We start from the raw sequence: 21,588 nt of genomic DNA, 5'->3' as shown, positions 1-21,588 counted from the left end.
AGGAAGAATGACGGAACCCTCTTCATCTTTTGGAGTGCATTTGCGCGGTTGGTTGGCACACGTTTCCCGCTCAGGGTGGGGAGGACTGTCCTTTTGGGCGTTGCTGTTGTGTGTCACTGTTTTCCTCTTGGTCAGCGGTTATGGATCGTTTGTCGGTGCCAACAAGGCGAATCTCCACTTTGCTTTTCTGGGTGGGCTATCCGGGTTCGCCGCGACAGGACTTGGAGCCATTGCAGCAGTCGCATTGCGTGACATAACCGCCCGTACGCAAGACATCATGCTTGGCTTTGCCGCCGGCATGATGTTGGCCGCCAGTTCCTTCTCGCTCATTCTCCCTGGTATCGAAGCAGCTCAGGCCCTTTGCGCAAACCAGTTGCTCGCAGCATGCGTTGTTGTTGCGGGATTAGGGTTGGGCGTAGCGCTGATGGTTGGCCTTGATCGTTTCGTCCCTCACGAACACGAGAAAAGCGGGCGCAGGGGGCCGGACGCGCAGCGTATCAATCGGGTCTGGTTGTTCGTCTTGGCAATCACGCTGCATAACCTGCCAGAAGGGATGGCTATTGGAGTGAGCTTCGCCAACGGCGATATGAAGGTGGGGCTGCCGCTGACAACCGCGATTGCCATACAGGACATTCCGGAAGGGTTGGCAGTCGCCCTGGCATTACGGGTGACAGGCATCTCTGCGCTTCGAGCCGCGCTGATTGCGGTTGGTTCGGGGCTGATGGAACCCTTGGGGGCAATTGTCGGTTTAGGGATTTCCAGTAGCTTTGCCTTGGGGTATCCCATCGCTCTAGGTTTAGCAGCTGGCGCCATGATTTTTGTAGTGTCCCATGAGGTCATTCCCGAGACACATCGCAATGGTCATGAGACACCAGCGACCTTAGGCCTGATGCTGGGTTTCGCAGTCATGATGTTTCTTGATACAGCCCTGGGTTAGTTCTGAACCTTTTATCCGTCGCCCTGAAAAATTTCCGGAACACCTCTTGAATTTGTAATCCAAGTAAAAGCCGTGATTTGAAATCAGGCGGCGCTGCAATGGCGCCGCTTGCCATTTACAAGTGCCTGCGCGAGAGACCGAAAATGTCTGATGCACAACGTGAAGCGAATTCCAGAGCCTCAAACCCGCAAAACACACTTTCCGAATTGTTGACTCAACTCCTGATGGCTCGCGGGCCAGGTGGGCAGGAAGATGAGGTTCGCGAAATATGCTTGCAAACCATTACTCCTCTCTGCGACGAAACATGGGTTGATGCCGCAGGTAACGTCATAGGACTTATCAAGGGTAAGCGGGAGGTTACCGAATCGCGCAGAGCCGTAAGGGTCATGGCGCACATGGATGAAATCGCGATGGTGGTTAAGAGCGTCAATGAAGACGGCACATTGAGAGTTACTGCGCTGGGAGGCGCGAACCCGGTGAATTTCGGTATGTGTCCGGTTGATATTCTGGGTGATAACGAAATTATCCCAGGCGTTTTATCTTTCGGCTCAATGCATGCAACGCAGAATGCACCCCAAGGCGCTGATGTGTTATCGGGAAACGTGCACTGGAATGACGTTCATGTGATTACGCGATCTTCACCGCCGGTCTTGCGCACTCAGGGCGTACGTCCAGGTACGCGGGTCGTGTTGAGTCGTCATTGGCGTGAACCGTTTCGGGTGGGTGACGCCATCGCTGCGCATTTTCTGGATGACCGTGCCCCCATGGCGGCCGTGATCGATTCCGCCCATCAATTGAGCCATCGTCGAGATGAGCTGGCATGCGACGTATATCTTGTATTTACGACGTCGGAAGAAGAATCCAATGCAGGGGCGATGTTCGCATCCGCATCTCTCCCAGGTGAAACCACTATCGCTGTAGAGGTCGGGCCAGTGATGGATGAGTATGGAACGAGGCTGAGTGTCGATCCAATCATCAATACTGGCGACGAAAAGGGTTATTACACACGCGACATCGTGACGTCCTTGGCTGCTGCAGCAGAGCGCTGTGGTTACAGCCCTCAATATGCGTTACTCGTCGATTTTGCTTCAGATGCGAGCGCCGTATTAAGCAATGGCTCGTCGGCCAGAGCGGGGTGCATAGCAATACCTACCGAAAACACTCATGGTTATGAGCTGATTGTGGACGGCGCAGTTCGGGCTTGTTCGGCGACGCTTTGCGAGTACCTGGCCACTTGCTAAAGGCTGAAAGCCTTCCAGCGAGTAGCTTGTTCAAACTGATGAGGCTACAGGCGCGGGAACGTGCATGCTCGCTTCAACATAAGTTTCGGCTCACCACATGACTTTGCGCTTCGCTTGCCAGTCGCGCCGTTCATCGCCTGAGCCGAACGAGGACGCCGGGAAGTGAGCCACAAGTGCTCTGCGTCGCGGTTTCGCTTGATGCGTAACCCCCGACCGCTGGTCGTACTGCAACGGTTTATTTTGAAATTTATGAACAGGGAAGCGCCTCACAAAAAGGTAGGCAGCGCTCCAGGCGGGCGCTGCCCCTTTCTAAGCCTGAGGAGATTTGTTCATGTTTCTACATAACAAGCGACTTCAATACACAGTCCGTGTCGCCGAACCTAATCCAGGTCTGGCCAACCTGCTGCTGGAACAGTTTGGCGGCGCTCAAGGGGAGCTCGCGGCAGCGTCCCGCTACTTCACCCAGGCCTTGGCTGAAGACGATCCGGGCCGCAAGGATCTGCTGATGGACATCGCCACCGAAGAGCTCAGCCATCTGGAGATCGTCGGGTCCATCATCGTGATGCTCAACAAGGGCGCCAAGGGGCGCCTGGCCGAAGGCGTGGAAGAGGAGGGCGAGTTGTATCGCTCCCTCAACGGTGCCGGCAATGACTCTCACATCACCAGCCTGCTGTACGGTGCCGGTGCGCCATTGACCAACTCTGCCGGCGTGCCCTGGACAGCGGCCTATATCGACACCATCGGTGAGCCCACCGCGGACATGCGCTCCAATATCGCCGCCGAAGCCCGCGCCAAAATCGTCTACGAGCGACTGATGAACGTCACGGATGATCCGGGCGTAAAAGAGGCGCTGGGCTTTTTGATGACGCGGGAAATCGCGCATCAACTGTCTTTTGAAAAGGCGCTGCATTCGATCCAGCCGAACTTCCCTCAAGGCAAGCTGCCGGGCATGCCGGAATTCACGCAGGTCTATTACAACATGTCCCAAGGCGCGCAAAGTGTGCGTGGCCCGTGGAACCAGGGCGAAGGGTGGGAGTTCGTGGAGAACCCGCAACCGGCGGTCGATGGTGGTGATGGCTTGGCCACCGTGCAGCTGGATGCCGATGACGAAGCGACGTTGAGCGCGATGAAGATCCGCACCGCCTCGGACGCGACGAGCGATCCCGTTACCGGTGCTGACCTGGGCTCGGGAATGCAATCTAAACGCGAGATTTGACGTTGGGCGGCGCCCGACCGCCTGCGGCGGGCGCCAATTCAGTGCAGGGTGGCACTGTGCGACGTTTTCACGGTCCATGGAACACGCGCCACGTAACTGGAGGTGAACCTTGGCAAGCAAGAAAAAGCCCGTGGTCGACCGTGTCGACCCGGCTCGGCTCTCTTCCAGCCGCAAAGACCTGTTTTTCGCGGCCATGGAAACCAGCCAAAGCGCGATGATCGTTTGCGACCCCGCCCAACCCGACAACCCGATAATCTTCGCCAATCAGGCGTTCCTGAGGCTGACGGGGTATGAACAGGATGAAGTCATCGGGCGCAATTGCAGGCTCCTGCAAGGACCTGAAACCGATAAGCGTGCGCTGCGGCAAGTGCAGCAAGCGATGACATGCCGCCATGAGGTATGTGTGGAAGTACTCAACTACCGCAAGGACGGTTCGACGTTCTGGAATGAACTGTTCATTTCGCCGTTGTTCAACGAAAGCGGCCAATTGGTGTACTTTTTTGCCTCCCAATTGGACGTGAGCCGGCGCCACGACGCTGAACTGCGCGTGCGCCGCGTCCAGGACCTGGAGGCCCTGGGGCAACTGACCGGCGGCATCGCCCATGACTTCAATAACCTGCTGCAGGTGATGGTCGGTTATCTCGAACTGATCCAGCAGAGCGCCAAGCGCCCCGGCACCGACCCGCAGCGCATCTTCAACAGCGCCAGCCGCGCCAGGGCCGCCGCCGAAAAAGCTCAAACCCTGACCCAACAACTACTCGCGTTCTCGCGCAAGCAACGGCTCGACAGTCGCGTGATCAACCTGAACACCTTGCTGAGCCGCACCGATTTCCTGGCGCAGACACTGCAGGATGTTCAGCTGCATGTAGATCTGGCTGAAGACCTGTGGAACTGCCGTATTGACCCTGCGCAGGCGGAGCTGGCCGTGCAGCATTTGTTATCCAACGCCCAGGATGCGCTCGAAGGACATGCCGAGCCGACCGTGACGGTCAAGACGCGCAACGTTCAGGTTCCGGGCGATGCCAATGCGCAACGCGACGGGCTGGCTGAAGGCCGCTACGTGGGCCTCTCGATCAGCGATAACGGCAATGGCATCGATGAGAGCGTCCAGGAGAAAATCATGCAGCCGTTCTTCACCACCAAGGAAGAGGGCAAGGGCTCGGGGCTGGGGTTGTCGATGGTGTATGGCTTCGTCAAGCAATCGGGCGGTACTGCGCGCATCCATTCCTACCCAGGCGTTGGCACGACGGTATGCCTGTATTTTCCGGCGAACGACAGCCAACTCTGGGTCGAGCAAACGCCTGCGGCCACCTCGCTTCAAGGCGACGAGCGCATCTTGATTGTGGAGGACCGGCCCGAAGTGGCCGAGCTCGCGCAGGAGGTTCTGTCTGACTACGGTTATCGCACCGACATTGCGCACACTGCCGCCGAGGCGCTGGACCGGCTCGCCGGCACGACCTATGACCTGGTGTTCAGTGACTTGATCATGCCCGGCCAGATGAATGGCGCGGAGCTCGCGCGCGAGATAGCGCGCCTGTATCCGCACACCAGGGTGCTGCTTACGACGGGCTATGCGAAAGACTCGTTGGAGCGCGCGGATATACAGGTGCATGAATTCGAGCTGATTGCCAAACCCTACCAGCCCGCTGATTTGCCCAGGAAGATTCGCAGCTTGCTCGACACAGCGTGGACAGCGCCAGCATCAGGTTGAGGGCCATCACCAACAGAATCGAGAAGCCGAAGATCGAGCGCGCCCAGCGCGCTGGATCGACCCGGCGCACGCCGCTGTTGGCCAGCGCCAGCCAGTAAGCGCACAAGGCGCTGATCACGGCGAAATACGGTATGCCCATCTGGGCCACCACTCCCAGCAGCAGGGGGCCGACGCAGAAGGCCAGGGTGTACGCCTCAGTGCGCCAGCATGTTGTGGTGAATACTGCCCATGATCCATAGCGAGAGCCCTACCAGCAAAAGAATGATGACCGCCGAAAAAATCAGTGCAATCAGGTTCCAGCGTTGTTCCTCGGCCGTATCCAGATGCAGGAAGAATTTGAGGTGGACCACGATCTGGATCACCCCCAGCGCCACCACCAGCCAGGCGGTGATGGTGCGCGGAAGCGAAGGGAACATCACCAAGGCGAAAGGGATCAGGGTCAGCAGCACCGACAGCAGGAACCCGACCAAGTAGGAACGGCTACTGCCATGGCTGGTACCGGCGCTGCTGTGAATCGGACTTTGTTTGTACATGTCACACCACTCCCAACAAATAGACCACGGTAAAAACGCAGATCCACACCACGTCCAGGAAGTGCCAGAACAGGCTTAGGCAACTGAGCCGGGTGGCGGTGGTGTTGGTCAGGCCTTTCTGGCGAATCTGCACCATCAGCACAGCCATCCAGATCAACCCCGTCACCACGTGCGCGCCGTGGGTGCCGACAAGGGTGAAAAACGCGGTCAGAAACGCGCTGCGGTCGGGTCCGTAGCCTTCTGCGATCAGATGGTGGAACTCGTTGATTTCCATGGCGATGAAGCCGGCGCCGAGCACGAACGTGAGTCCCAGCCAACGCAGCACCTGGCTTTGCTGGCCACGGTTCATCGCGAGCATCGCGTAGCCGTAGGTGATGCTGCTCAACAGCAGCAGCATGGTTTCAAAGAGCACATAGGGCAGTTCGAAAATATCCACGCTCGAAGGACCGCCGGCCACGCTGTCGCGCAACACTGCATAGCCGGCGAACAAGCTCGCGAACAGGATGCAGTCGGTCATCAGGTAGATCCAGAACCCGAAGACGCTCAGCGAACCCGCGTCTTCATGTCCGTGTTCCTGAATATGAGCGACGTCTTTTTCAATCACGATATTGGACATGGATCAAGCCTCTGCCAGGTCTTTGAGACGTGCCGTTTCGATGCGTGCCACCTCTTGCGCGGGCACGAAGTAATCGGTGTCTTCGTCGTAGCTGCGCACCACGAACGCGACCACCGAAGCCACCAGCCCGAACGCCGCCAGCCACCAGATGTGCCAGACCAGGGCGAAGCTGCAGATCAGCGCGAACAGGCTGATCACCAGGCCCGAGGCGGTGTTGCGCGGCATGTGGATGCTTCGGTAATCGGTATGGCTGAGGGTGCTCACGCCGCGCTCCTTCATGCCCCAATAAGCGTCCAGGTCATTGACCTTGGGTTGCTCGGCGAAGTTGTACAGCGGTGGCGGAGAGGCGGTGGCCCATTCCAGGGTGCGCCCGTCCCACGGGTCGCCAGTGAGGTCGCGGTATTGGTGGCGGTTGCGGATGCTGACGAACAGTTGCAGTGCCTGGGCGGCCACGCCGCAGAGGATGATTGCCACGCCCAGCAGTTCCAGCAGCAGCCAAGGCCGCCATTCCGGATTATCGAAGTGGTTGAGTCGGCGGGTCATGCCCATGAAGCCCAGTACGTACGACGGCATGAACGCGAAATAAAAGCCGATCAGCCAGCACCAGAAGGCGATGCGGCCCAGCTTGTCGTTCAAGCGGAAGCCAAAGGCCTTGGGGAACCAGTAGGTCAGGCCGGCCATGTAGCCGAACACTGCGCCGCCGATGATCACGTTGTGAAAATGCGCGATCAGGAACAGGCTGTTGTGCAGCATAAAGTCGGCGCCCGGTACTGCCAGCAATACCCCGGTCATCCCGCCGATGCTGAAGGTCACGATAAAGCCCAGTGTCCACAGCATGGGGGTCTCGAAGCGCACCCGGCCACGGTACATGGTGAACAGCCAGGTGAAGATCTTCACCCCGGTCGGCACCGCGATAATCATGGTCATGATGCCGAAGAACGCGTTGACGTTACCCCCTGCGCCCATGGTGAAAAAGTGGTGCAGCCACACGATGAACGACAACACGGTAATCGCAATCGTCGCCCATACCAGCGACACGTAACCGAACAGCCGCTTACTGCTGAAGGTCGCGGCAATCTCGGAAAACACCCCGAACGCCGGCAGGATCAGGATGTACACCTCCGGATGCCCCCAGGCCCAGATCAAGTTGACGTACATCATCGGGTTGCCGCCGGCTTCGTTGGTAAAGAAATGCATGCCCAGGTAACGGTCCAGCGACAGCATCAGCAGGGTGGCAGTAAGAATCGGAAACGACGCCAGGATCAGCACCGAGGTGCACAGCGCATTCCAGGTGAACACCGGCATCTTGAACAACGTCATGCCTTCGGTACGCATCTTCAAGATCGTGACGAAGAAATTCAGCCCCGTCAGTAACGTGCCGATGCCGGATATCTGCAATGACCAGATGTAGTAATCCACCCCGACCCCGGGGCTGTAGGCCAACCCGGATAACGGCGGATAGGCGACCCAACCGGTTCGTGCGAACTCACCGATCCCCAATGAGACGTTGACCAGCGCGGCACCGGCCACGAACAGCCAGAAGCTCAGCGCGTTGAGAAACGGGTAGGCCACGTCGCGTGCGCCGATCTGCAACGGCACCACAACGTTCATCAGGCCGACGACGAAGGGCATGGCCACGAAGAAAATCATGATCACGCCATGGGCGGTGAAGATCTGGTCGTAGTGTTCCGGCGGCAGATAACCCGGCCCGCCACTGGCGGCCATGGCTTGCTGGGTGCGCATCATGATCGCATCGGAAAAACCGCGGAGCAGCATCACCAGCGCGACGATGATGTACATACAGCCGATCTTTTTGTGGTCCACCGATGTGAACCACTCGCGCCACAAATAGCCCCATTTGCGCTTCCAGGTAATGGTGCCCACTATCGCCGCGCCGATCAGCCCGATGAAGGCCAGCGTGTACATCACAATCGGTTCAGTGGTTGGAATCGCATCCCATGAGAGTTTTCCGAACATTGCTATTGCTCCTCGGCCAGTAAACGGGTGTGTTGATCGACGCGCTCTCCAGTGCCGCTCAATGGCGCTCGCCTGGTTTTATTGGCCTTGTTCATGCCTTCGTATTTATCGACGATGTCCAGGAACAGCCGCTCCTGCACTGCCGAGTAATAGGTCACCGGGTGCTTGATGGTGGGCTTGGCCAAGTGCGCATAGCTCGTTTGGTCAAGGGTTGTGGAGGCGCCCTTGACCTTGTTCACCCAGGCCTGGAAGTCGGTGGGGCTTAATGACAGCGTGGTGAAATGCATGTCGGAAAAACCGGGGCCGTTGTAGTTGGCGGCGATCCCTTTGAACTCGCCGGTCTCGTTGGCGATCAGGTGCAACTTGGTCTGCATGCCTGCCATGGCGTAAATCTGCCCACCCAGCGCCGGTATGAAGAACGACGTCATGGCCGCATCGGAAGTGATGGTGAAACTCACCGGCGTGTGCACCGGCAAGGCCAGTTCGTTGACGCTGGCGATGCCCAGGTCGGGGTAGATGAACAGCCACTTCCAGTCGGTGGCCACCACTTGGACGTTGATCGGTGGCGTGTCCGAGTCGAGCGGGCGATAGGGGTCGAGGGCGTGGGTGGTTTTCCAGGTCACCCACCCCAAGGCGATGATGATCAGCAGCGGCACGCCCCACACCACCGCTTCGATTTTGTGGGAACTGGCCCAGCGCGGTGAGTAACGGGCCTTTTTATTGGTGGCGCGGTAGCGGTAGGCGAATACGAACATCAATACGATCACCGGCACCACAACCAACAGCATCAGGCCCGTGGCGAGGATAATCAGGTCGCGTTCATCGGTTGCAACCTGCCCTTTGGGGTTGAACACCATTAAGTTGCAGCCGCTTAACAAGAAGACGCTGGCGAGATATGCCAGGCAATAGCCAATCGCTCGTTTCATGCCTTGCTCCTGTATTGAAAACGTCCGTTGTGACGGCGCCGAAACTCCGGCGCCGGTGTTCGCAAGTTGATTAAGCGAAACGCTGGCGCTGCGCTTGTTAGTGCGTGGCGCGATCAAGTGCATAACACCAGGCAATACGGCGCCGCCAGTGGAAAATCTGCATCCACTGCCCGGATCTGTTGACTTTTTCGGCCGCTCTGCGGGGCGTGTTTCACCGCGCTCCCGAACATTTTGAATAGGCGTTGGGGGGTTGGTTTAACAATTTGTTACTTCGCCTGACGAACGGCTTAACAAGCGAAACGGCAATAGACTTTGATGGGCGCATGACGTAGTTGGCCTTGGAAAAAAGACGGAATCCCTGTTGGGACATTCAGGTCTTACTTGAGGGTCAACCCACTAACGGCCCGGGAGAATAGTTATGTTTATTCGGGGTAATACCTATAAAGCATGGGCAGAAAAGGCATTGGAAGAGGAATGCTTTACTCAGGAAGTGGAAAACGGTTGCCATATCGAAGTCAGGGCCCGGGAGCGCGAAGACGCCGATATCGAAGTGTTGGTCAGCGTCTATACCGCGACGGGGCAATGCGTGGTCGAACGCACCAGGCAGTTGCCGGGCGCCGAATGGACCATGCACGACGCGCTCAAGCGCGGCATTGATCAGGCGGAACGGATCGCTGGCGGGGAATCGGGACGGCTGCCTTGCGCCGACGCGCACCTGCACGAGGACGATTAACGGGGCGCCGTGAAGTTCAAGTTACGCACCGCAGCGCATTCGAGCGCGGCGAAATAAGCCGCCGTTGCGTATATAAGTTCGGCGCACTAGTCACCGGCTCGCCGAATAGCGTTACGGCCCTATGTACTGCTCGAAAAAAAGCCCGTACGGAGTACGGGCAAGACAGGAGTTTTTACCAGAGCCTGGAGGGAACAGGCTCAATAGTAAGAAGCGCTAAAGTGAAAACGGTTTTGTTTTTTTTCATGAGGTGCCGACGAATGGTCATATCCCGGCGGGGCCGTAAGTGGGCGCAACTAAAAATACACATCAAAGAGGAAAAATCTGAACCTTCGCGCTGCTCCAATAACAAAAATCAGAAGGAGGGCATATGAAAAATTCTTTATATATTATCGAGTACGAATACCATCATAAGCCGAGATCTTTCATTATAAGAGCGGAGGTTATGAATAATGCAGAAGCGTGGCATTGGGCATCTTGCGATGCTGGGATCGGTATAATTCCGCGGTCACGCCATGAAAAGATCAAGCGGGTCAGCAGACCCCTTGCAGAACGCTACGGCCTGGAGAATGTCAGGTGGCGTCCTTCTGGCAGTATTCCATTTATTGCACAGCCCTATGTACCGCCGCCCCCTGAATGAGTGTAATTTTTAACAAATAAACTCATTTGAGTGTGGTGTTGGTTTGAGTCAAACCTTACTGTTTTTTCGACGTTCCTGCAGCATGCATAATTTGATGGCGCTGCGTTGAAGGGCGTCCATCATCAAGTCCGCCAGATACTGTTGCCTGCATTGCGGGCAGAGCATCTCGGCGGCTGTGGACACCAGATAGGAGGGTTCGTCCGTCGTCGGCTCCAAGGGCTGTTTACATTGGGCGCACTGGCCGTTCGCGTGTAGACCAGACATGTTCGACTCCTCCCTGAATTAAAAGCTCACTCACAATCCATGATGAGTTGAACGATTTCAATAAAAAAAAGGAAGAGTTTCAAACAAGCGATTAATTGATGTTAAAACGCCAATATTGGGGTTTCAGTTTAAAAGCGCTAGGAGTGAATGAAGCTGCTTACAAACTCTGCCTGGATGACCGGTAGTTCGATCCCATGGATCAAGCCGGCTGTCATGGCTTGTTGCGGGTCGAGAATGCGCGGCGCCGCGATCAGGTACTTTTCTGTTTCGAGTTTTTCCTTTGCATCCTGGGTACGCTCTTCGACGATGCGTGCATACAACTGCAAGTCGTAGTCAAGGCTCATGGCGTATTCGGACATACGCGAATGGTCGACGGCGCCTTGCACATGCCAGTGAAACGGATGAAACAGAAACTTGCTGTGCTTGCACGCCGTCCTGCGCTCACCGGCCAGAAAGATGATATTGCCCATCGACTCCACGGTGCCGAGGTTGTGGGTGTGCACCGCGATCGGCAGCGCCAGCAGGAAGTTGTACATGGTAAAACCGTAGCTGCATTCGCCGCCCATCGTGGCGATGTTCACTACCAGGCCCGAAGCCTCTTGCTGAACGGCCAACGAGGCTTTTTCGATGAGTTGGCTGCAGGTAGAGGCGGTGACCGGCCCGGTAAAGTTAATGACGTGTAAAGGCATGGTGTCTCCCGTCCATCAGGGCAGGGGAGCGCGGCTCCCCTGCATCAAGCACATCAACTGTTGCGTCCGCCACCATGGCTGTTCTGGCCGCCTTTACGGCCAGCTTCCGAGGCTTTCTCACGGTCGTTGGCAAAGTTGCCGCCACTGTTCTGACCGCCTTTGCTACCGGCGTCGGCGGCGCGCTCGGGATCATTCTTGAAATTGCCGCCGCTGTTCTGGCCACCCTTGCTTCCGATCTCCTGATAGAACTCTTTGTCATGTGAAGCCGAAGTTGCCTCGCCACCTTTCTTGCCGGCTTCGTTGACGCTCATTTGATTTTGCTTGTCGTTAGTAGTCATCTCAGTCATCTCGTCGTTATGTTGGTGATATATCTTTCAACTCGATCTACAGGTAGTTAAATACTGATGGTCGCTCAGGTTATAAATGCCTTTCGTACAGCGGTAGTGTTTGCGACGCATCGACAGTTGCTTCAGCCAGTTCGACAACGCGCCGATGTTCGTAACACGGCATTGTGTTCGCGCGTAGGCTTGCCCTCGGTTCAGTTCGCACTTGTGTGCTCGGTTTGTGAGGTAAAACACTTCGCTGATAGTCAGCTGATGCCCCCATGCTTAGTTCTCCTCTGCTATTAAGAGAAGGGGCAGCATGGCTGCCCCCTTGTGACTGCTGTTACTACTTGCGGCCGCCGCCATGGCTATTCTGGCCACCTTTACGGCCAGCTTCCGAAGCCTTTTCACGGTCATTGGCAAAGTTGCCGCCAGATGCCTGGCCGCCTTTCTTTCCCGCCTCGGACGCTTTTTCGTGATCGTTGGCGAAGTTACCTGGGTTTTTATTACTGGTCGTCATAATGCTACTCCAACTGTAATTGAGGTTTCGCTTACGCCCGTTTATTGCAACGGACATAGTTTCCGATAAGGGCGGCCTTCGAAATGTTTCGGGATTTTTTAAAAAGGACGATGAACGGTCTTTGGCTGAAGAAAACTTGTACAGATGCGCGGTGTTCGCGCCGCTTCGTATAAGTTTTTACTCCAAGTGGGGTGGGAGTGATATTAAATTAATAGCAATGGCTGCCGCTTCGCTTAGTGTGCAAAAATAGTTTTAATTGAAAGCTCTTGCACGGGTCGACTACCGAACCTACATCACGGAATGTTAGAGGCTGTATGCCAAATATATAGGTATGAAAGAGACTGATCGTGGGGCGGTGCTGGACAGGAAACAGCGGCTGGCTGCAGAGGAAGCCCCGCTCCTTGAGCGGAACGGGAAAATCCTCTTATCCCAACTAGCGACGTAAGCAACACAATTTTTCGATCAGAACAATCAACGATTCGTGGGCGACCGGTTTGCTCAAATGGGTGGTGAAGCCCGACTCAGCCGCTTTTTTCTGGTCACTGCCGGCCCCGTAACCGGTGAGGGCGATGGCGGGGACCTGGCGCAGATGACCTATCGCGCGCAGCTTGCGCATCAGCTCATGGCCATTCATTTTCGGCATGCCAATGTCCGAAATGATCAAGTCGTACTGTGCATCGCGGGCTGTTTCCAGCGCGGTCTGTGGGTCATTGAACGCGTTAACCTGAGCACCCTCCATCTCCAGCAGCAGATTCAGCACTTCAAGCACCTCGCAAGAGTCATCCACCAGCAACACCTTGACGCCATGGAGGCGTTCATTCTCGTCCTGTTCAGCGTCAGAAAGTGGCAGATGATCCTGTTGTTCGCACAGCGGCAGCCATACCGAGAAGGTGCAGCCAAAACCCAGCCCCCTGGAATGAACACTGACCGAGCCTTCATGAGCCTCCACCAGTTGGCGTACCAAGGACAAGCCTATGCCAAGGCCCTCGCGTTGATGCGTCTGATGCTGGTTTTCTGCCTGCCCGAACAGATCAAAGATCTTCTCCAGGCTGTCATCCGCCAGGCCGATGCCACTGTCGATCACGTCCAACTGGGCGCGCCCCTCCGAGCGGCTCAGCACCAACTGCACCTGACCGCCCTCCGGAGTGAATTTCAGCGCGTTGTTGACCAGGTTCCAGATCACTTGCTCAATGCGCGTCGGGTCGACGTCGACGATCAGGGATCCATGATCCGAAGGCGTTTGCAGCGTCACCTGACGACGATGCCCGTCGGCGAGCACTACGCCATGGATCTCCCTCAGCGTGCGAATCAGATCAACCCGTTGTCTCTTCAGCTTGAGCTTGCCCGTACGCACCCGTGCGACATCCAGCAGGTCGTCAATGATCCGTGCCTGGCTGGACACGGCCTCGCAGATCGTATTCACGGCTTTGATCGCCGGGCCCGCCGCCTTGGTAGCGGGCAAGCGACGCAGTAACTCGGCGTTCAGTTGGATGAGGTTCAGTGGATGTTTGAGTTCGTGCGACATCACCGCGAAAAACTCGTCCTTGAGATGACTCTTCGTCTGGGTTTCCATCAGGCGCTGGCTCTGCTCATCCTGAGTGCGTTTGTGGCCGGTCAGGTCGCGGGCGATCTTGACGTAGCCCTTCAAGCTGTCGCTCTTTAACTGCGTGACCTCACCGCTGCAGTAGAACCGACTGCCATCCTTGCGCACATGCCAGCGCTCATCTTCACCGCGACCATGTTCGCGGGCCGCGCGCAGCTCGCTCTCGGGTGCGCCGGCGGTGCGATCCTCCGGTGAAAAAATCAAGTCGTAATAGGCGCCCAGCACTTCGTCCTTGGTGTAGCCGAAGATCAGTTCTGCACCCGTGTTCCAGTCGGTGATGGCGCCGTGGTCATCAAGGATGATGATTGCAAAGTCATGGGTGCTCTCGGCCACCAGACGCATGCGCTCTTCGCCCAGGCGCAGTTCCTCTTCGGCCTGGCGCCGCTTGGTGATATCGATGAAGGTCAGCACCGTACCGTCGATGTGATCCTCGCTGGAGCGATAGGGCAACAACCGCGCGATGTACCAGCGGTTGTCCTTACCGCTGATTTCCCGCTCGATCATGTTCAGCGACTCAAACACCGTCGTAGCGTCTTCGGTGATTTGCGGGTAATCCAGGCGGTGGGTGATGTCCATCAACGAGCGCCCAGTGTCCACCGGGAGCATGCTGAAAATATCGGTGGCGCGGGGCGTGAACCACCGGATGCGCATATTGCGGTCGACGAATACGGTGGCGATGTCGGTGGAGGCGATCAGGTTGGTCAGGTAGTCATTGACCTTGTCCGTCTCTTCTACCTTGGTTTTAAGTTCATAGTTGACGGTCAACAGCTCTTCATTGATCGACTGCAGCTCTTCCTTGCTGGTTTCCAGTTCTTCGGTGGCCGAGCGCAATTCTTCGTTGACCGCCTGCATTTCTTCGTTGGAGGCCTTGAGTTCTTCGCTTGAGACTTCCGACTGTTCGATGGTGTCCTGCAAGTGCAGCTTGGTGCGTTGCAGCTCCTGCTCCAGGTTGCCCATGATGGCGTTTTCAGCATGGCTGACGGCGGTGGATTCGGCCTGTTGGAGGTCGATCGGGCTTTCCTGGAAGATCACCAGCACATAGTCGCTTTCGGTCGCGTCATCGCGATAGGGGCGGGCGGTAATGTCCACCATGAAGAGCGCCTGCTCGCGCTGAACGCGGATCTTGCGGGAGGTCACAGGCATGTTCGATTGCTGGACCTGAAAGAGTGTGGTGCGGATGTCGAGGCGCAGGTCGGGATGAACCAGTGCCAATAGGTTATGCGTTATCTCACCCGCCACATAACGCAGGAACCGCCCGGCACCTTCGCTCATGTGCAGGATCTGCGCGTGGATGTCCACAATAACGCTTGGCGGTGCGGCTTTTTCCAGGGCCCGCAGATGAATATCCGCGAATGAAACTTTGTTGGGGGCCTTATTTTCAGTCGCGATCGACGCGGTGCTTGGGCGCAAGTAGCCGCCTCGCGGCATGGTCGGGACGCGGCGCATAGCGGAGGAGCCGGCACGCACCCGAAAAATGCGGTTTCGTTTGTCGACTGGCACAAACAGGTCCAGGCAGCCGTCGGCCGACTCCGAGGAACCAAGGAACAAATAGCCACCGGGGCGCAGCGCAAAGTGGAACATCTGCAGGATGTCGCGCTGCACTTCGCGGTCCAGGTAGATCAACAGATTGCGGCACACGATCAGGTCGATCTGGGAGAACGGCGGGTCGGCCAGCAGGCTGTGTTTAGCGAACAAAACTTTCTCGCGAATTTCTTTACGCACCCGATAGTGCTGGTTTTTCTCTTTAGCAAAATACTGGCGCAACCGCGGTGGCGGTACGTCGGTGATGATCGCCTCGGGATACACGCCGTTGCGGCCGTGGGTGATTGCGCGCTCGTCAATATCGGTGGCAAATACCTGCATCTTGGCGCCGCTGGCATCCAGCGCCAGTTGCTCGGCCACCAGCATCGCGAGGCTGTAGGCTTCTTCGCCGGTGGAACAGCCGGCCGACCAGATGCGCACCTCTTCACGGTGCGGCACGCTGTCTTCGAGTGACTTCACCAGGTTAGGTACCACGTCACGCTCAAGCGCTTCGAAGGCCTCGCGGTCGCGGAAGAAGTTGGTCACGCCGATCAGCATATCGCCGAGTAGCGCCTTGGTTTCGTCTGGGTGCCCCTGGAGGAAATTGTAATAGGCCGCCAGGTCCGGCTGGGCGGTTACTTGCAAGCGACGCTCAATACGGCGCAACACTGTGGCGCGCTTGTAATGCTTGAAGTCGTGCCCGGTACTGGCGCGTAGCTGAATCAGGATGTCCAGCAACAGCTGCTCGGCCACGGCTGCATCGCGTTCGGATGCGGGCGGGGTGGTTTTGATTTCGGGATCGTTGGCGGTGGGCAGGATGATCGATTGAGCATTGCGCCACAGCTCCAGCAACTTCTGGGGCATTTCCACCACGGGAAGCACGAGATCGACCATTTGCGTTTCGATGGCAGCCCGCGGCATACCATCGAACTCAGCATCTTCCGGGGCCTGTACCAGAGTGATCCCGCCTTGCTCCTTGATTCGAGAAAGGCCCACCGCGCCGTCCGCTCCGGTCCCTGAAAGGACCACGCAAAACGCCCGCTCTTTATGCGCATCTGCCAAGTCGCGAAAAAACAGGTCGATGGCAATGTGCGAGCCGCCCTCGCGGGTTGATGGGGTTACCGCTAAATAGCCATCATTCATCTTCAAATGGTGAGCCGGCGAGATGACATACACCTGATTCTTTTCGATGGGCGTCGTGTCGTTGACCTGTGATACCGGTAAGCGGGTCGACTCCTGGATAATCTTGTCCGCCACGCTTTGATGATCAGGAGACAGGTGCAGAATCACCACGAACGCCATGCCGCAATCTTTGGGCATATGCTCGAAAAACGCTTTTACTGCTTGCAGCCCGCCCGCAGACGCGCCAATCCCAACCACCGGAAAATCCAAGTCACTGGGAATCAGATCCTTGCGTTGCGGAACGTTAGGGGACCGCAGGGGGGCAGACTTCATAAATACCAACCTTGGTTAACTGCGCACGCGAAGAGCGTGGAGGGGAAAAATTAAGCGAGGGCGAGGGCTGAACCAAAAGTGAAATATAGCGGAAAACCTGCGTGCAAAAGAATGCCTCGAATCGCTAACCCTATAAACCTTACCTTGCGGTTGAGGCACGCCACCTTCAGAAGGTTTATTCAGACTGACCAATGGTTCTGCCGCGCCTGAAGGGTTATCCGGTTTTTTCAAAATCCATCTGAACTTACCCTTCCGGCCCACCGTCGCAAAAGTAACCACAGCCAGGGGCTGTGATACTTGGCCGGGCGTCGGCCCTGTTTTCGACAGGGCTGTCAGCTACTTTTTTCGCTTGGCGCGGTGAATGCGCATCCACTCTTGGTAAGCGGCAGTGCGTTGCGCATCTGCGACTTTCTTCGCTTCGATAAAGCGCGCCCACGTCTGCGCATCGCCGCTGTAGCACTCAATGATTTTATATGCCAGCGCATCCAGTCGATCGGCTTCGAAAAACATCTCGTTATTTCGCGCGACCTCATCTTCCCGTGCTTGTTTTTCCGTATAACCAAGTGCCTGGCTGTTCATCATGTAAGGCCCTCCGACCACTGAACCTGTGTCGCGCCGCTCCAACGTACATCGGTAATGCCGTATTTTTCCGCCATCGGTTTAGAGACTCGCTTGAGGGTGTGCTGGCTAAATCTGGGTATGACGGCGACACCTGCATCGCAACTGGCCCAATGCCAAGCCTCGGCATTGTTCATTTGCGCTGCGCGCACGATGAAGGACTTCGGTTCACCGTGAAGCTGATACTCGATGGTAAATAGATTGTTCTGTTTCATGAGACCTCCCTATGCTCATGAATTACAGATATTTGACGTCAAATAAAATTCAAAAAATTGTCCGACAACTCGATGGATGAGCCTGGGCGTTCATTACGACCTCAGTCGTCTACTGTAAACGTGAGCCACCCGGGCGCATTCGTGGGCCGTTCGATATCGACGATGACGCCACTCACGGTGGAGCCATCGGGTAAATTGACCGTGACGAAGTTCGAATTACCCGGCCAATCCAGTGGCTTGTCGAAGTCCAAACGCGCAATCGTCGGCTTTCCGCTGCTACTCATTTGGATGTTTACGCCGTTGTTAAAGCGTTCATCCGAGGGTGTCCCCAAATGGCGCGAAGCAGTAATCACATTGGCAATACCTTGGAACTCGTAAGACATGCTGATTTACCTCAATTAGACGGGGCGGCTGCCCCCGATTCAGTTATGCGGCTTCAACTCGGCGCTCGCCGCTGGCGGGCCTAAACAGGTTGCCCGACGAGGTCGCTGAATGGGAGGCCGTTGCAGGGCGGTGCGGGTGAGCCAGCCGGATGCCAGGACTCATTCCGGTTGCTGAATCAATCATCATGACATCCTCCTATCGCTGGTCTTGCGATAGAGAAGGGCCGGCAGATGATCGTTCAATCCAAATGGCTGAGTGGCGCGTTCAGTGCTGATGGGCCGTTACAGTCGGATCGGTGATCTGGATAACGGTACCCTGTTGCCATGCGTCCGCACCGGGTGCGATGGGCGGGGCAACTATATCGACGCGAGTCTTCTTCTTTTCGGTGCTGTCGATACCCATTCGCTGATCTCGCTCGGCGACCATCCGAGGGTCGGCCTGGCCATCGGTGGTAAACCCCATCATCAATTGCGGCGCACCCATCGGCAGGCGTTTGTGGAGATCGGTATGCCAGGTATGCCAGGTCTTACCGTAGGTATGTACCAGTTTTTCCATCAAGGCGTGCTCGGCCACTTCGGGGATTCCCGGCGCGACCAGTTGTCCTGATTTCACTTCGTGCACGTGGCTGTGCCAAAGCGCCTTTTCAGGGGCAGGCAGTGTGCTGAATAACTGCTCGCTGATGATGTATTCCACGCCCATCAATTTTGCATCCTTGCGATTGCCGTCGTAGATCACGCATTGAATCACTTCTTCGTTCAGAACCGCGCAGTAGTGATGCGCTTCCATCTGCACATCGGGATGGCCGTTATAGAAGTGAAAACCGTCCAGATAGGCGTTCAATGCATCAACAGGCGGACGAGATTGGAGCAGGGCTGCACCGGCTTCCAGGGTTCGGGTTGATGGCGTAGTCGGTTTACCGGGCGCCCCCACATTCGAGGGGGAATCATTGCCAGCGCAGGCGCTTAGCAGGGTAAAGATTGCCGCCAAGGAAAACGATTTGGCCATTCTGGCTGTCGTGGTAGTCATTGTCGTGGGTTCCATCCTCTTGCCTTCTCTCAAGCTGATTGGGGAAAGAGCTTCAGTAGGGTCCGGCATATGAATTCCTGTTTATTACCCTACAGATGAACGCCTGGAAGACTGTCTCGACATGACCATTTCTTCCAGTATTTCCCGTATGAGCCTATTGATTCCCGATTCCCCGTGATAGTGGGCGCGATTGATATTTGCGATGGTGAACTGATCAGCGTCGTGCGCCGTTACGGTCACCGAAAGGCTGCCGTCGGGATTGAACGCACAGTTGACTGCGCAGTTAGGAAGGCGAGCGCAAAGGGCTGTTTCAATCTCAACTTTGGTAAGCGTGTCCATGGGTTCACCGGATTAAATGCGTAAACACGACAAGCCTAGATCAGAATGCCACGGCGTAAATGCTAGCAAGATAATGGCGTTGCGCGACGTTCCTTTCTGGAAGGTACCGCTCGTCAGACATGGCTCGAATTTCTTGAACATACGGTTTGCTCTCTCGGCCAATTTAATCAAATAGGTCTAGCGCGGTGCGATGATCGGTTTTGAGATTTCGCGCCGTATTGACTCACTCGCCAATAGGTAAACGATCATGAAAAAGTTGAGTATGTGCTTGGGCTTTTGCAGTGTATTCATGCTTCATGGATGCTTTGACAGCGCCGATAATGCAACCAAAGACAACTCCAGCGGTACCAAGTCCTCTGTACAGATGCAGGAAGGAAAGGCCGACGAGCGTAGCCAATAATTGATGGCCCGGCCGTTGTGAACCGTTGGGCCAAAACCCTTTTACGACAATAAAAATATTGGGTTTGGATGCTCCAAAAATGTACGCAATGTGCTCAGCAGATCGAGGCGCTGAATGAAGTGAGCTAAGGGCTTAACTGAAGTGACTACATGGCATGGGGGGAGGGGGGCGACCACCGATTGACGTTGGCCCGCCTCGGTGACCCTGCCTGGGACTTCCGGTACCTACTGGTGCATCTCCGTCACAGACATAGTGAATACCAGCTTGGATCTGCCAGCGTTGGAATAGGAATGGGGGACGTCGGTTTTGGCGACTGCCGAACTCCCCGCAGGAATGACCAACTCTGTTTCCCCTACCACACATTTCAGCGTGCCTTTTTCCACATGAAACAGTTCAAGCGTGCCCTGAGGATGCCCCTGTGAAGCGAAAGACTCGCCTGGGTGCATTTCCCAACGCCACAGCTCGATCATATTAGGGCCGGAGGTTCCCGCCAAAAGGCGCGCCGTTCCTCCCTGATCCCCGGTCCAGAGCGTGGGGATGTCTTGACTGTCGATGATATGGGCGGATGGGGCTTCGGTCACATTGACGATGTCTGCAACGGACAGGCCCAACGCGGCGGCGATTTTGCAAAGGATGCCGATACTGGGGTTCGCCGTACATTTCTCTATTTCGACAACCATTCCTTTGCTCACGCCAGCGCGGCGGGAAAGCTCATCCAGCGTGATCTTCTGCGCTTTGCGCGCCTGTTTGAGAGTGCGCGCAACGGCCAGGCTGACGGCTTGAGCATCAGCGCCAGGGGTAGTCGACAGGCTGGTATTGGTGGTCATTGATGAGGTCATGAGGAAAAAATGTGCTGGGATTCTCGGCCTTTATCAGCAGCTCCGTCAACCGGATCATCCGTTATAGTAGATGATATTGGTCATTATATTGACTTTGCTGGTCGTCAGTGACTAGCATGAAATGACATTAAGATTCCTGGAGGTTTTTGATGCTGTCCGTACTGCCGTTAATCGATCCAGCCGTTGCCCAGTTGGTGCCGGAGTTCAGGGCTCTGAGCATCGTGGTGGAAGCTACGCCACTGGCTCATCCTGAGGTGGCTCAGGTCGCGCTGGACCGTGCTTGCAAGGCCGTGCAGGAAGGTGGGCCAAGCTGGGGAGAAGCCCATTTGGCCGCATGGGCTGAGACATTCCGAAAGTTTGGGGCCAAGCCGCAACGCACGCCTTGTTCAGCTGAAGCGCTGCGTAAACGAGTTTTACGTGACGGCAGCTTGCCTAGCCTGGATCCCATCGTCGATCTCTACAACGCAATCAGCATCGAGTACGCCATCCCGGTTGGAGGGGAAAACATTGAGGCCTATGTGGGCTCCCCACGGCTCGTAGTCGCAGATGGCACTGAGCCTTTTGACACGATGAAAGAGGGGGCTCCTGCTTTCGAGTATCCGGATGCCGGCGAGGTTGTCTGGCGCGATGACAAAGGCGTGACCTGCCGTCGCTGGAATTGGCGGCAAGGCGTCAGGACCCGTCTCGGTGCTGACGCGAAGAGCATGTGGTTCATTCTGGAGAGTCTGCCGGCGATGCCGCTTGAAGCCTTGACGGAGGCGGGTGACAAACTCATCGAAGGGTTGCAGCAAATGATGCCGGGCGTCCAGATCGAAAGCTCACTGATTGGTCCTGGGGCCAGATAGCCGAAAGATCATTTTCAGAC

At 56.4% G+C, this 21,588-nt stretch carries 22 protein-coding genes; 7 read left to right on the top strand and 15 right to left on the bottom strand.

Annotation, left to right across the window (positions count from 1 at the left end; translation table 11 throughout):
• The first annotated feature begins 7 nt into the window (after positions 1-7).
• The 4 genes from EJD88_RS14350 (at position 8) to EJD88_RS14335 (ending at position 5,105) form a co-directional block, all read left to right on the top strand.
• Positions 8-937, top strand: a complete 930-nt coding sequence (locus EJD88_RS14350; protein ID WP_099583104.1) for a ZIP family metal transporter — start codon at positions 8-10, stop codon at positions 935-937.
• Between the two features lie 224 nt (positions 938-1,161).
• Entirely contained in the window at positions 1,162-2,178 is a 1,017-nt protein-coding gene (locus EJD88_RS14345) for a M42 family peptidase (protein WP_256673649.1), read from the top strand.
• A gap of 331 nt (positions 2,179-2,509) precedes the next feature.
• Positions 2,510-3,394, top strand: a complete 885-nt coding sequence (locus EJD88_RS14340) for a manganese catalase family protein (RefSeq protein ID WP_158878292.1) — start codon at positions 2,510-2,512, stop codon at positions 3,392-3,394.
• A 109-nt stretch (positions 3,395-3,503) separates the two neighbouring features.
• Complete coding sequence (locus tag EJD88_RS14335; RefSeq protein WP_178117128.1) at positions 3,504-5,105, top strand: histidine kinase famiy protein; 1,602 nt, start codon at positions 3,504-3,506, stop codon at positions 5,103-5,105.
• A 194-nt stretch (positions 5,106-5,299) separates the two neighbouring features.
• Here the strand turns inward: EJD88_RS14335 and cyoD are convergent, their stop codons facing one another.
• The 4 genes from cyoD to cyoA are packed head-to-tail and all read right to left on the bottom strand — an operon-like array spanning position 5,300 to position 9,157.
• Positions 5,300-5,638, bottom strand: a complete 339-nt coding sequence (gene cyoD, locus EJD88_RS14330; protein ID WP_112195382.1) for a cytochrome o ubiquinol oxidase subunit IV — start codon at positions 5,636-5,638, stop codon at positions 5,300-5,302.
• 1 nt (position 5,639) lies between these two features.
• On the bottom strand, positions 5,640-6,254 hold the full coding sequence (gene cyoC, locus EJD88_RS14325; RefSeq protein ID WP_158878291.1) for a cytochrome o ubiquinol oxidase subunit III: 615 nt from the start codon (positions 6,252-6,254) through the stop codon (positions 5,640-5,642).
• A gap of 3 nt (positions 6,255-6,257) precedes the next feature.
• Positions 6,258-8,231 (bottom strand): cytochrome o ubiquinol oxidase subunit I, encoded by a 1,974-nt coding sequence (gene cyoB, locus EJD88_RS14320; protein ID WP_158878290.1) that lies wholly within the window; start codon positions 8,229-8,231, stop codon positions 6,258-6,260.
• Between the two features lie 2 nt (positions 8,232-8,233).
• Positions 8,234-9,157, bottom strand: a complete 924-nt coding sequence (gene cyoA, locus EJD88_RS14315) for a ubiquinol oxidase subunit II (RefSeq protein WP_158878289.1) — start codon at positions 9,155-9,157, stop codon at positions 8,234-8,236.
• 418 nt (positions 9,158-9,575) lie between these two features.
• On the opposite strand from cyoA, the gene EJD88_RS14310 reads away from it, so the two are divergent.
• Entirely contained in the window at positions 9,576-9,890 is a 315-nt protein-coding gene (locus EJD88_RS14310) for a hypothetical protein (RefSeq protein ID WP_158878288.1), read from the top strand.
• A gap of 367 nt (positions 9,891-10,257) precedes the next feature.
• The gene (locus EJD88_RS14305; protein WP_099583095.1) at positions 10,258-10,527 is read left to right on the top strand and encodes a DUF6555 family protein; all 270 of its coding nucleotides are present in this window, start codon (positions 10,258-10,260) and stop codon (positions 10,525-10,527) included.
• Positions 10,528-10,575: 48 nt separating this feature from the next.
• Here EJD88_RS14305 and EJD88_RS14300 read toward each other — a convergent pair whose 3' ends face one another.
• The 11 genes from EJD88_RS14300 to EJD88_RS14255 form a co-directional block, all read right to left on the bottom strand.
• Positions 10,576-10,791, bottom strand: coding sequence for a hypothetical protein (locus EJD88_RS14300; protein ID WP_158878287.1), 216 nt, complete (start codon positions 10,789-10,791; stop codon positions 10,576-10,578).
• A gap of 137 nt (positions 10,792-10,928) precedes the next feature.
• Entirely contained in the window at positions 10,929-11,480 is a 552-nt protein-coding gene (locus EJD88_RS14295) for an ATP-dependent Clp protease proteolytic subunit (protein WP_099583091.1), read from the bottom strand.
• 53 nt (positions 11,481-11,533) lie between these two features.
• A complete protein-coding gene (locus EJD88_RS14290) occupies positions 11,534-11,818 on the bottom strand; it encodes a general stress protein (RefSeq protein ID WP_099583089.1) in 285 nt (94 codons plus the stop codon).
• Positions 11,819-12,149: 331 nt separating this feature from the next.
• Entirely contained in the window at positions 12,150-12,323 is a 174-nt protein-coding gene (locus tag EJD88_RS14285) for a general stress protein (RefSeq protein ID WP_027616405.1), read from the bottom strand.
• A gap of 433 nt (positions 12,324-12,756) precedes the next feature.
• Positions 12,757-16,902, bottom strand: a complete 4,146-nt coding sequence (locus tag EJD88_RS14280; RefSeq protein WP_158878286.1) for a CheR family methyltransferase — start codon at positions 16,900-16,902, stop codon at positions 12,757-12,759.
• Positions 16,903-17,238: 336 nt separating this feature from the next.
• Complete coding sequence (locus tag EJD88_RS14275; RefSeq protein WP_158878329.1) at positions 17,239-17,481, bottom strand: hypothetical protein; 243 nt, start codon at positions 17,479-17,481, stop codon at positions 17,239-17,241.
• On the bottom strand, positions 17,481-17,735 hold the full coding sequence (locus tag EJD88_RS14270) for a DUF6555 family protein (protein WP_158878285.1): 255 nt from the start codon (positions 17,733-17,735) through the stop codon (positions 17,481-17,483). The genes EJD88_RS14275 and EJD88_RS14270 overlap by 1 nt, the downstream gene beginning before the upstream one ends.
• A 101-nt stretch (positions 17,736-17,836) precedes the next feature.
• Positions 17,837-18,118, bottom strand: coding sequence for a hypothetical protein (locus EJD88_RS14265; protein ID WP_158878284.1), 282 nt, complete (start codon positions 18,116-18,118; stop codon positions 17,837-17,839).
• A 265-nt stretch (positions 18,119-18,383) separates the two neighbouring features.
• On the bottom strand, positions 18,384-19,124 hold the full coding sequence (locus EJD88_RS14260) for an OBAP family protein (protein WP_371926556.1): 741 nt from the start codon (positions 19,122-19,124) through the stop codon (positions 18,384-18,386).
• A gap of 105 nt (positions 19,125-19,229) precedes the next feature.
• Complete coding sequence (locus EJD88_RS27235) at positions 19,230-19,484, bottom strand: hypothetical protein (protein ID WP_099583081.1); 255 nt, start codon at positions 19,482-19,484, stop codon at positions 19,230-19,232.
• A 624-nt stretch (positions 19,485-20,108) separates the two neighbouring features.
• A complete protein-coding gene (locus tag EJD88_RS14255) occupies positions 20,109-20,711 on the bottom strand; it encodes a helix-turn-helix domain-containing protein (RefSeq protein ID WP_112195367.1) in 603 nt (200 codons plus the stop codon).
• A gap of 161 nt (positions 20,712-20,872) precedes the next feature.
• Between EJD88_RS14255 and EJD88_RS14250 the strand changes: the two genes are divergently transcribed.
• The gene (locus tag EJD88_RS14250; RefSeq protein WP_158878282.1) at positions 20,873-21,568 is read left to right on the top strand and encodes a B3/4 domain-containing protein; all 696 of its coding nucleotides are present in this window, start codon (positions 20,873-20,875) and stop codon (positions 21,566-21,568) included.
• Positions 21,569-21,588 lie beyond the last annotated feature (20 nt).

This window comes from Pseudomonas sp. PB105, assembly GCF_009764655.1.
Classification (GTDB): domain Bacteria; phylum Pseudomonadota; class Gammaproteobacteria; order Pseudomonadales; family Pseudomonadaceae; genus Aquipseudomonas; species Aquipseudomonas cyclaminis.
The sequence above is the reverse complement of the archived record's forward strand: the minus strand, read 5'-3'. Positions and strand labels throughout refer to the sequence as shown.

What these genes read in the sequence shown, in the direction of transcription:
- EJD88_RS14340 (WP_158878292.1), top strand. Translation starts at nt 2,510, where the DNA reads ATGTTTCTACATAACAAGCGACTTCAATACACAGTCCGTGTCGCCGAA.
- cyoC (WP_158878291.1), bottom strand. Translation starts at nt 6,254, where the DNA reads ATGTCCAATATCGTGATTGAAAAAGACGTCGCTCATATTCAGGAACAC.
- EJD88_RS14250 (WP_158878282.1), top strand. Translation starts at nt 20,873, where the DNA reads ATGCTGTCCGTACTGCCGTTAATCGATCCAGCCGTTGCCCAGTTGGTG.
- cyoA (WP_158878289.1), bottom strand. Translation starts at nt 9,157, where the DNA reads ATGAAACGAGCGATTGGCTATTGCCTGGCATATCTCGCCAGCGTCTTC.
- cyoD (WP_112195382.1), bottom strand. Translation starts at nt 5,638, where the DNA reads ATGTACAAACAAAGTCCGATTCACAGCAGCGCCGGTACCAGCCATGGC.
- EJD88_RS14305 (WP_099583095.1), top strand. Translation starts at nt 10,258, where the DNA reads ATGAAAAATTCTTTATATATTATCGAGTACGAATACCATCATAAGCCG.
- EJD88_RS14290 (WP_099583089.1), bottom strand. Translation starts at nt 11,818, where the DNA reads ATGACTACTAACGACAAGCAAAATCAAATGAGCGTCAACGAAGCCGGC.
- EJD88_RS14265 (WP_158878284.1), bottom strand. Translation starts at nt 18,118, where the DNA reads ATGTCTTACGAGTTCCAAGGTATTGCCAATGTGATTACTGCTTCGCGC.
- cyoB (WP_158878290.1), bottom strand. Translation starts at nt 8,231, where the DNA reads ATGTTCGGAAAACTCTCATGGGATGCGATTCCAACCACTGAACCGATT.
- EJD88_RS14285 (WP_027616405.1), bottom strand. Translation starts at nt 12,323, where the DNA reads ATGACGACCAGTAATAAAAACCCAGGTAACTTCGCCAACGATCACGAA.
- EJD88_RS14345 (WP_256673649.1), top strand. Translation starts at nt 1,162, where the DNA reads ATGGCTCGCGGGCCAGGTGGGCAGGAAGATGAGGTTCGCGAAATATGC.
- EJD88_RS14270 (WP_158878285.1), bottom strand. Translation starts at nt 17,735, where the DNA reads ATGAAACAGAACAATCTATTTACCATCGAGTATCAGCTTCACGGTGAA.
- EJD88_RS14260 (WP_371926556.1), bottom strand. Translation starts at nt 19,124, where the DNA reads ATGGCCAAATCGTTTTCCTTGGCGGCAATCTTTACCCTGCTAAGCGCC.
- EJD88_RS14300 (WP_158878287.1), bottom strand. Translation starts at nt 10,791, where the DNA reads ATGTCTGGTCTACACGCGAACGGCCAGTGCGCCCAATGTAAACAGCCC.
- EJD88_RS14310 (WP_158878288.1), top strand. Translation starts at nt 9,576, where the DNA reads ATGTTTATTCGGGGTAATACCTATAAAGCATGGGCAGAAAAGGCATTG.
- EJD88_RS14280 (WP_158878286.1), bottom strand. Translation starts at nt 16,902, where the DNA reads ATGAAGTCTGCCCCCCTGCGGTCCCCTAACGTTCCGCAACGCAAGGAT.
- EJD88_RS14275 (WP_158878329.1), bottom strand. Translation starts at nt 17,481, where the DNA reads ATGAACAGCCAGGCACTTGGTTATACGGAAAAACAAGCACGGGAAGAT.
- EJD88_RS14350 (WP_099583104.1), top strand. Translation starts at nt 8, where the DNA reads ATGACGGAACCCTCTTCATCTTTTGGAGTGCATTTGCGCGGTTGGTTG.
- EJD88_RS27235 (WP_099583081.1), bottom strand. Translation starts at nt 19,484, where the DNA reads ATGGACACGCTTACCAAAGTTGAGATTGAAACAGCCCTTTGCGCTCGC.
- EJD88_RS14295 (WP_099583091.1), bottom strand. Translation starts at nt 11,480, where the DNA reads ATGCCTTTACACGTCATTAACTTTACCGGGCCGGTCACCGCCTCTACC.
- EJD88_RS14255 (WP_112195367.1), bottom strand. Translation starts at nt 20,711, where the DNA reads ATGACCACCAATACCAGCCTGTCGACTACCCCTGGCGCTGATGCTCAA.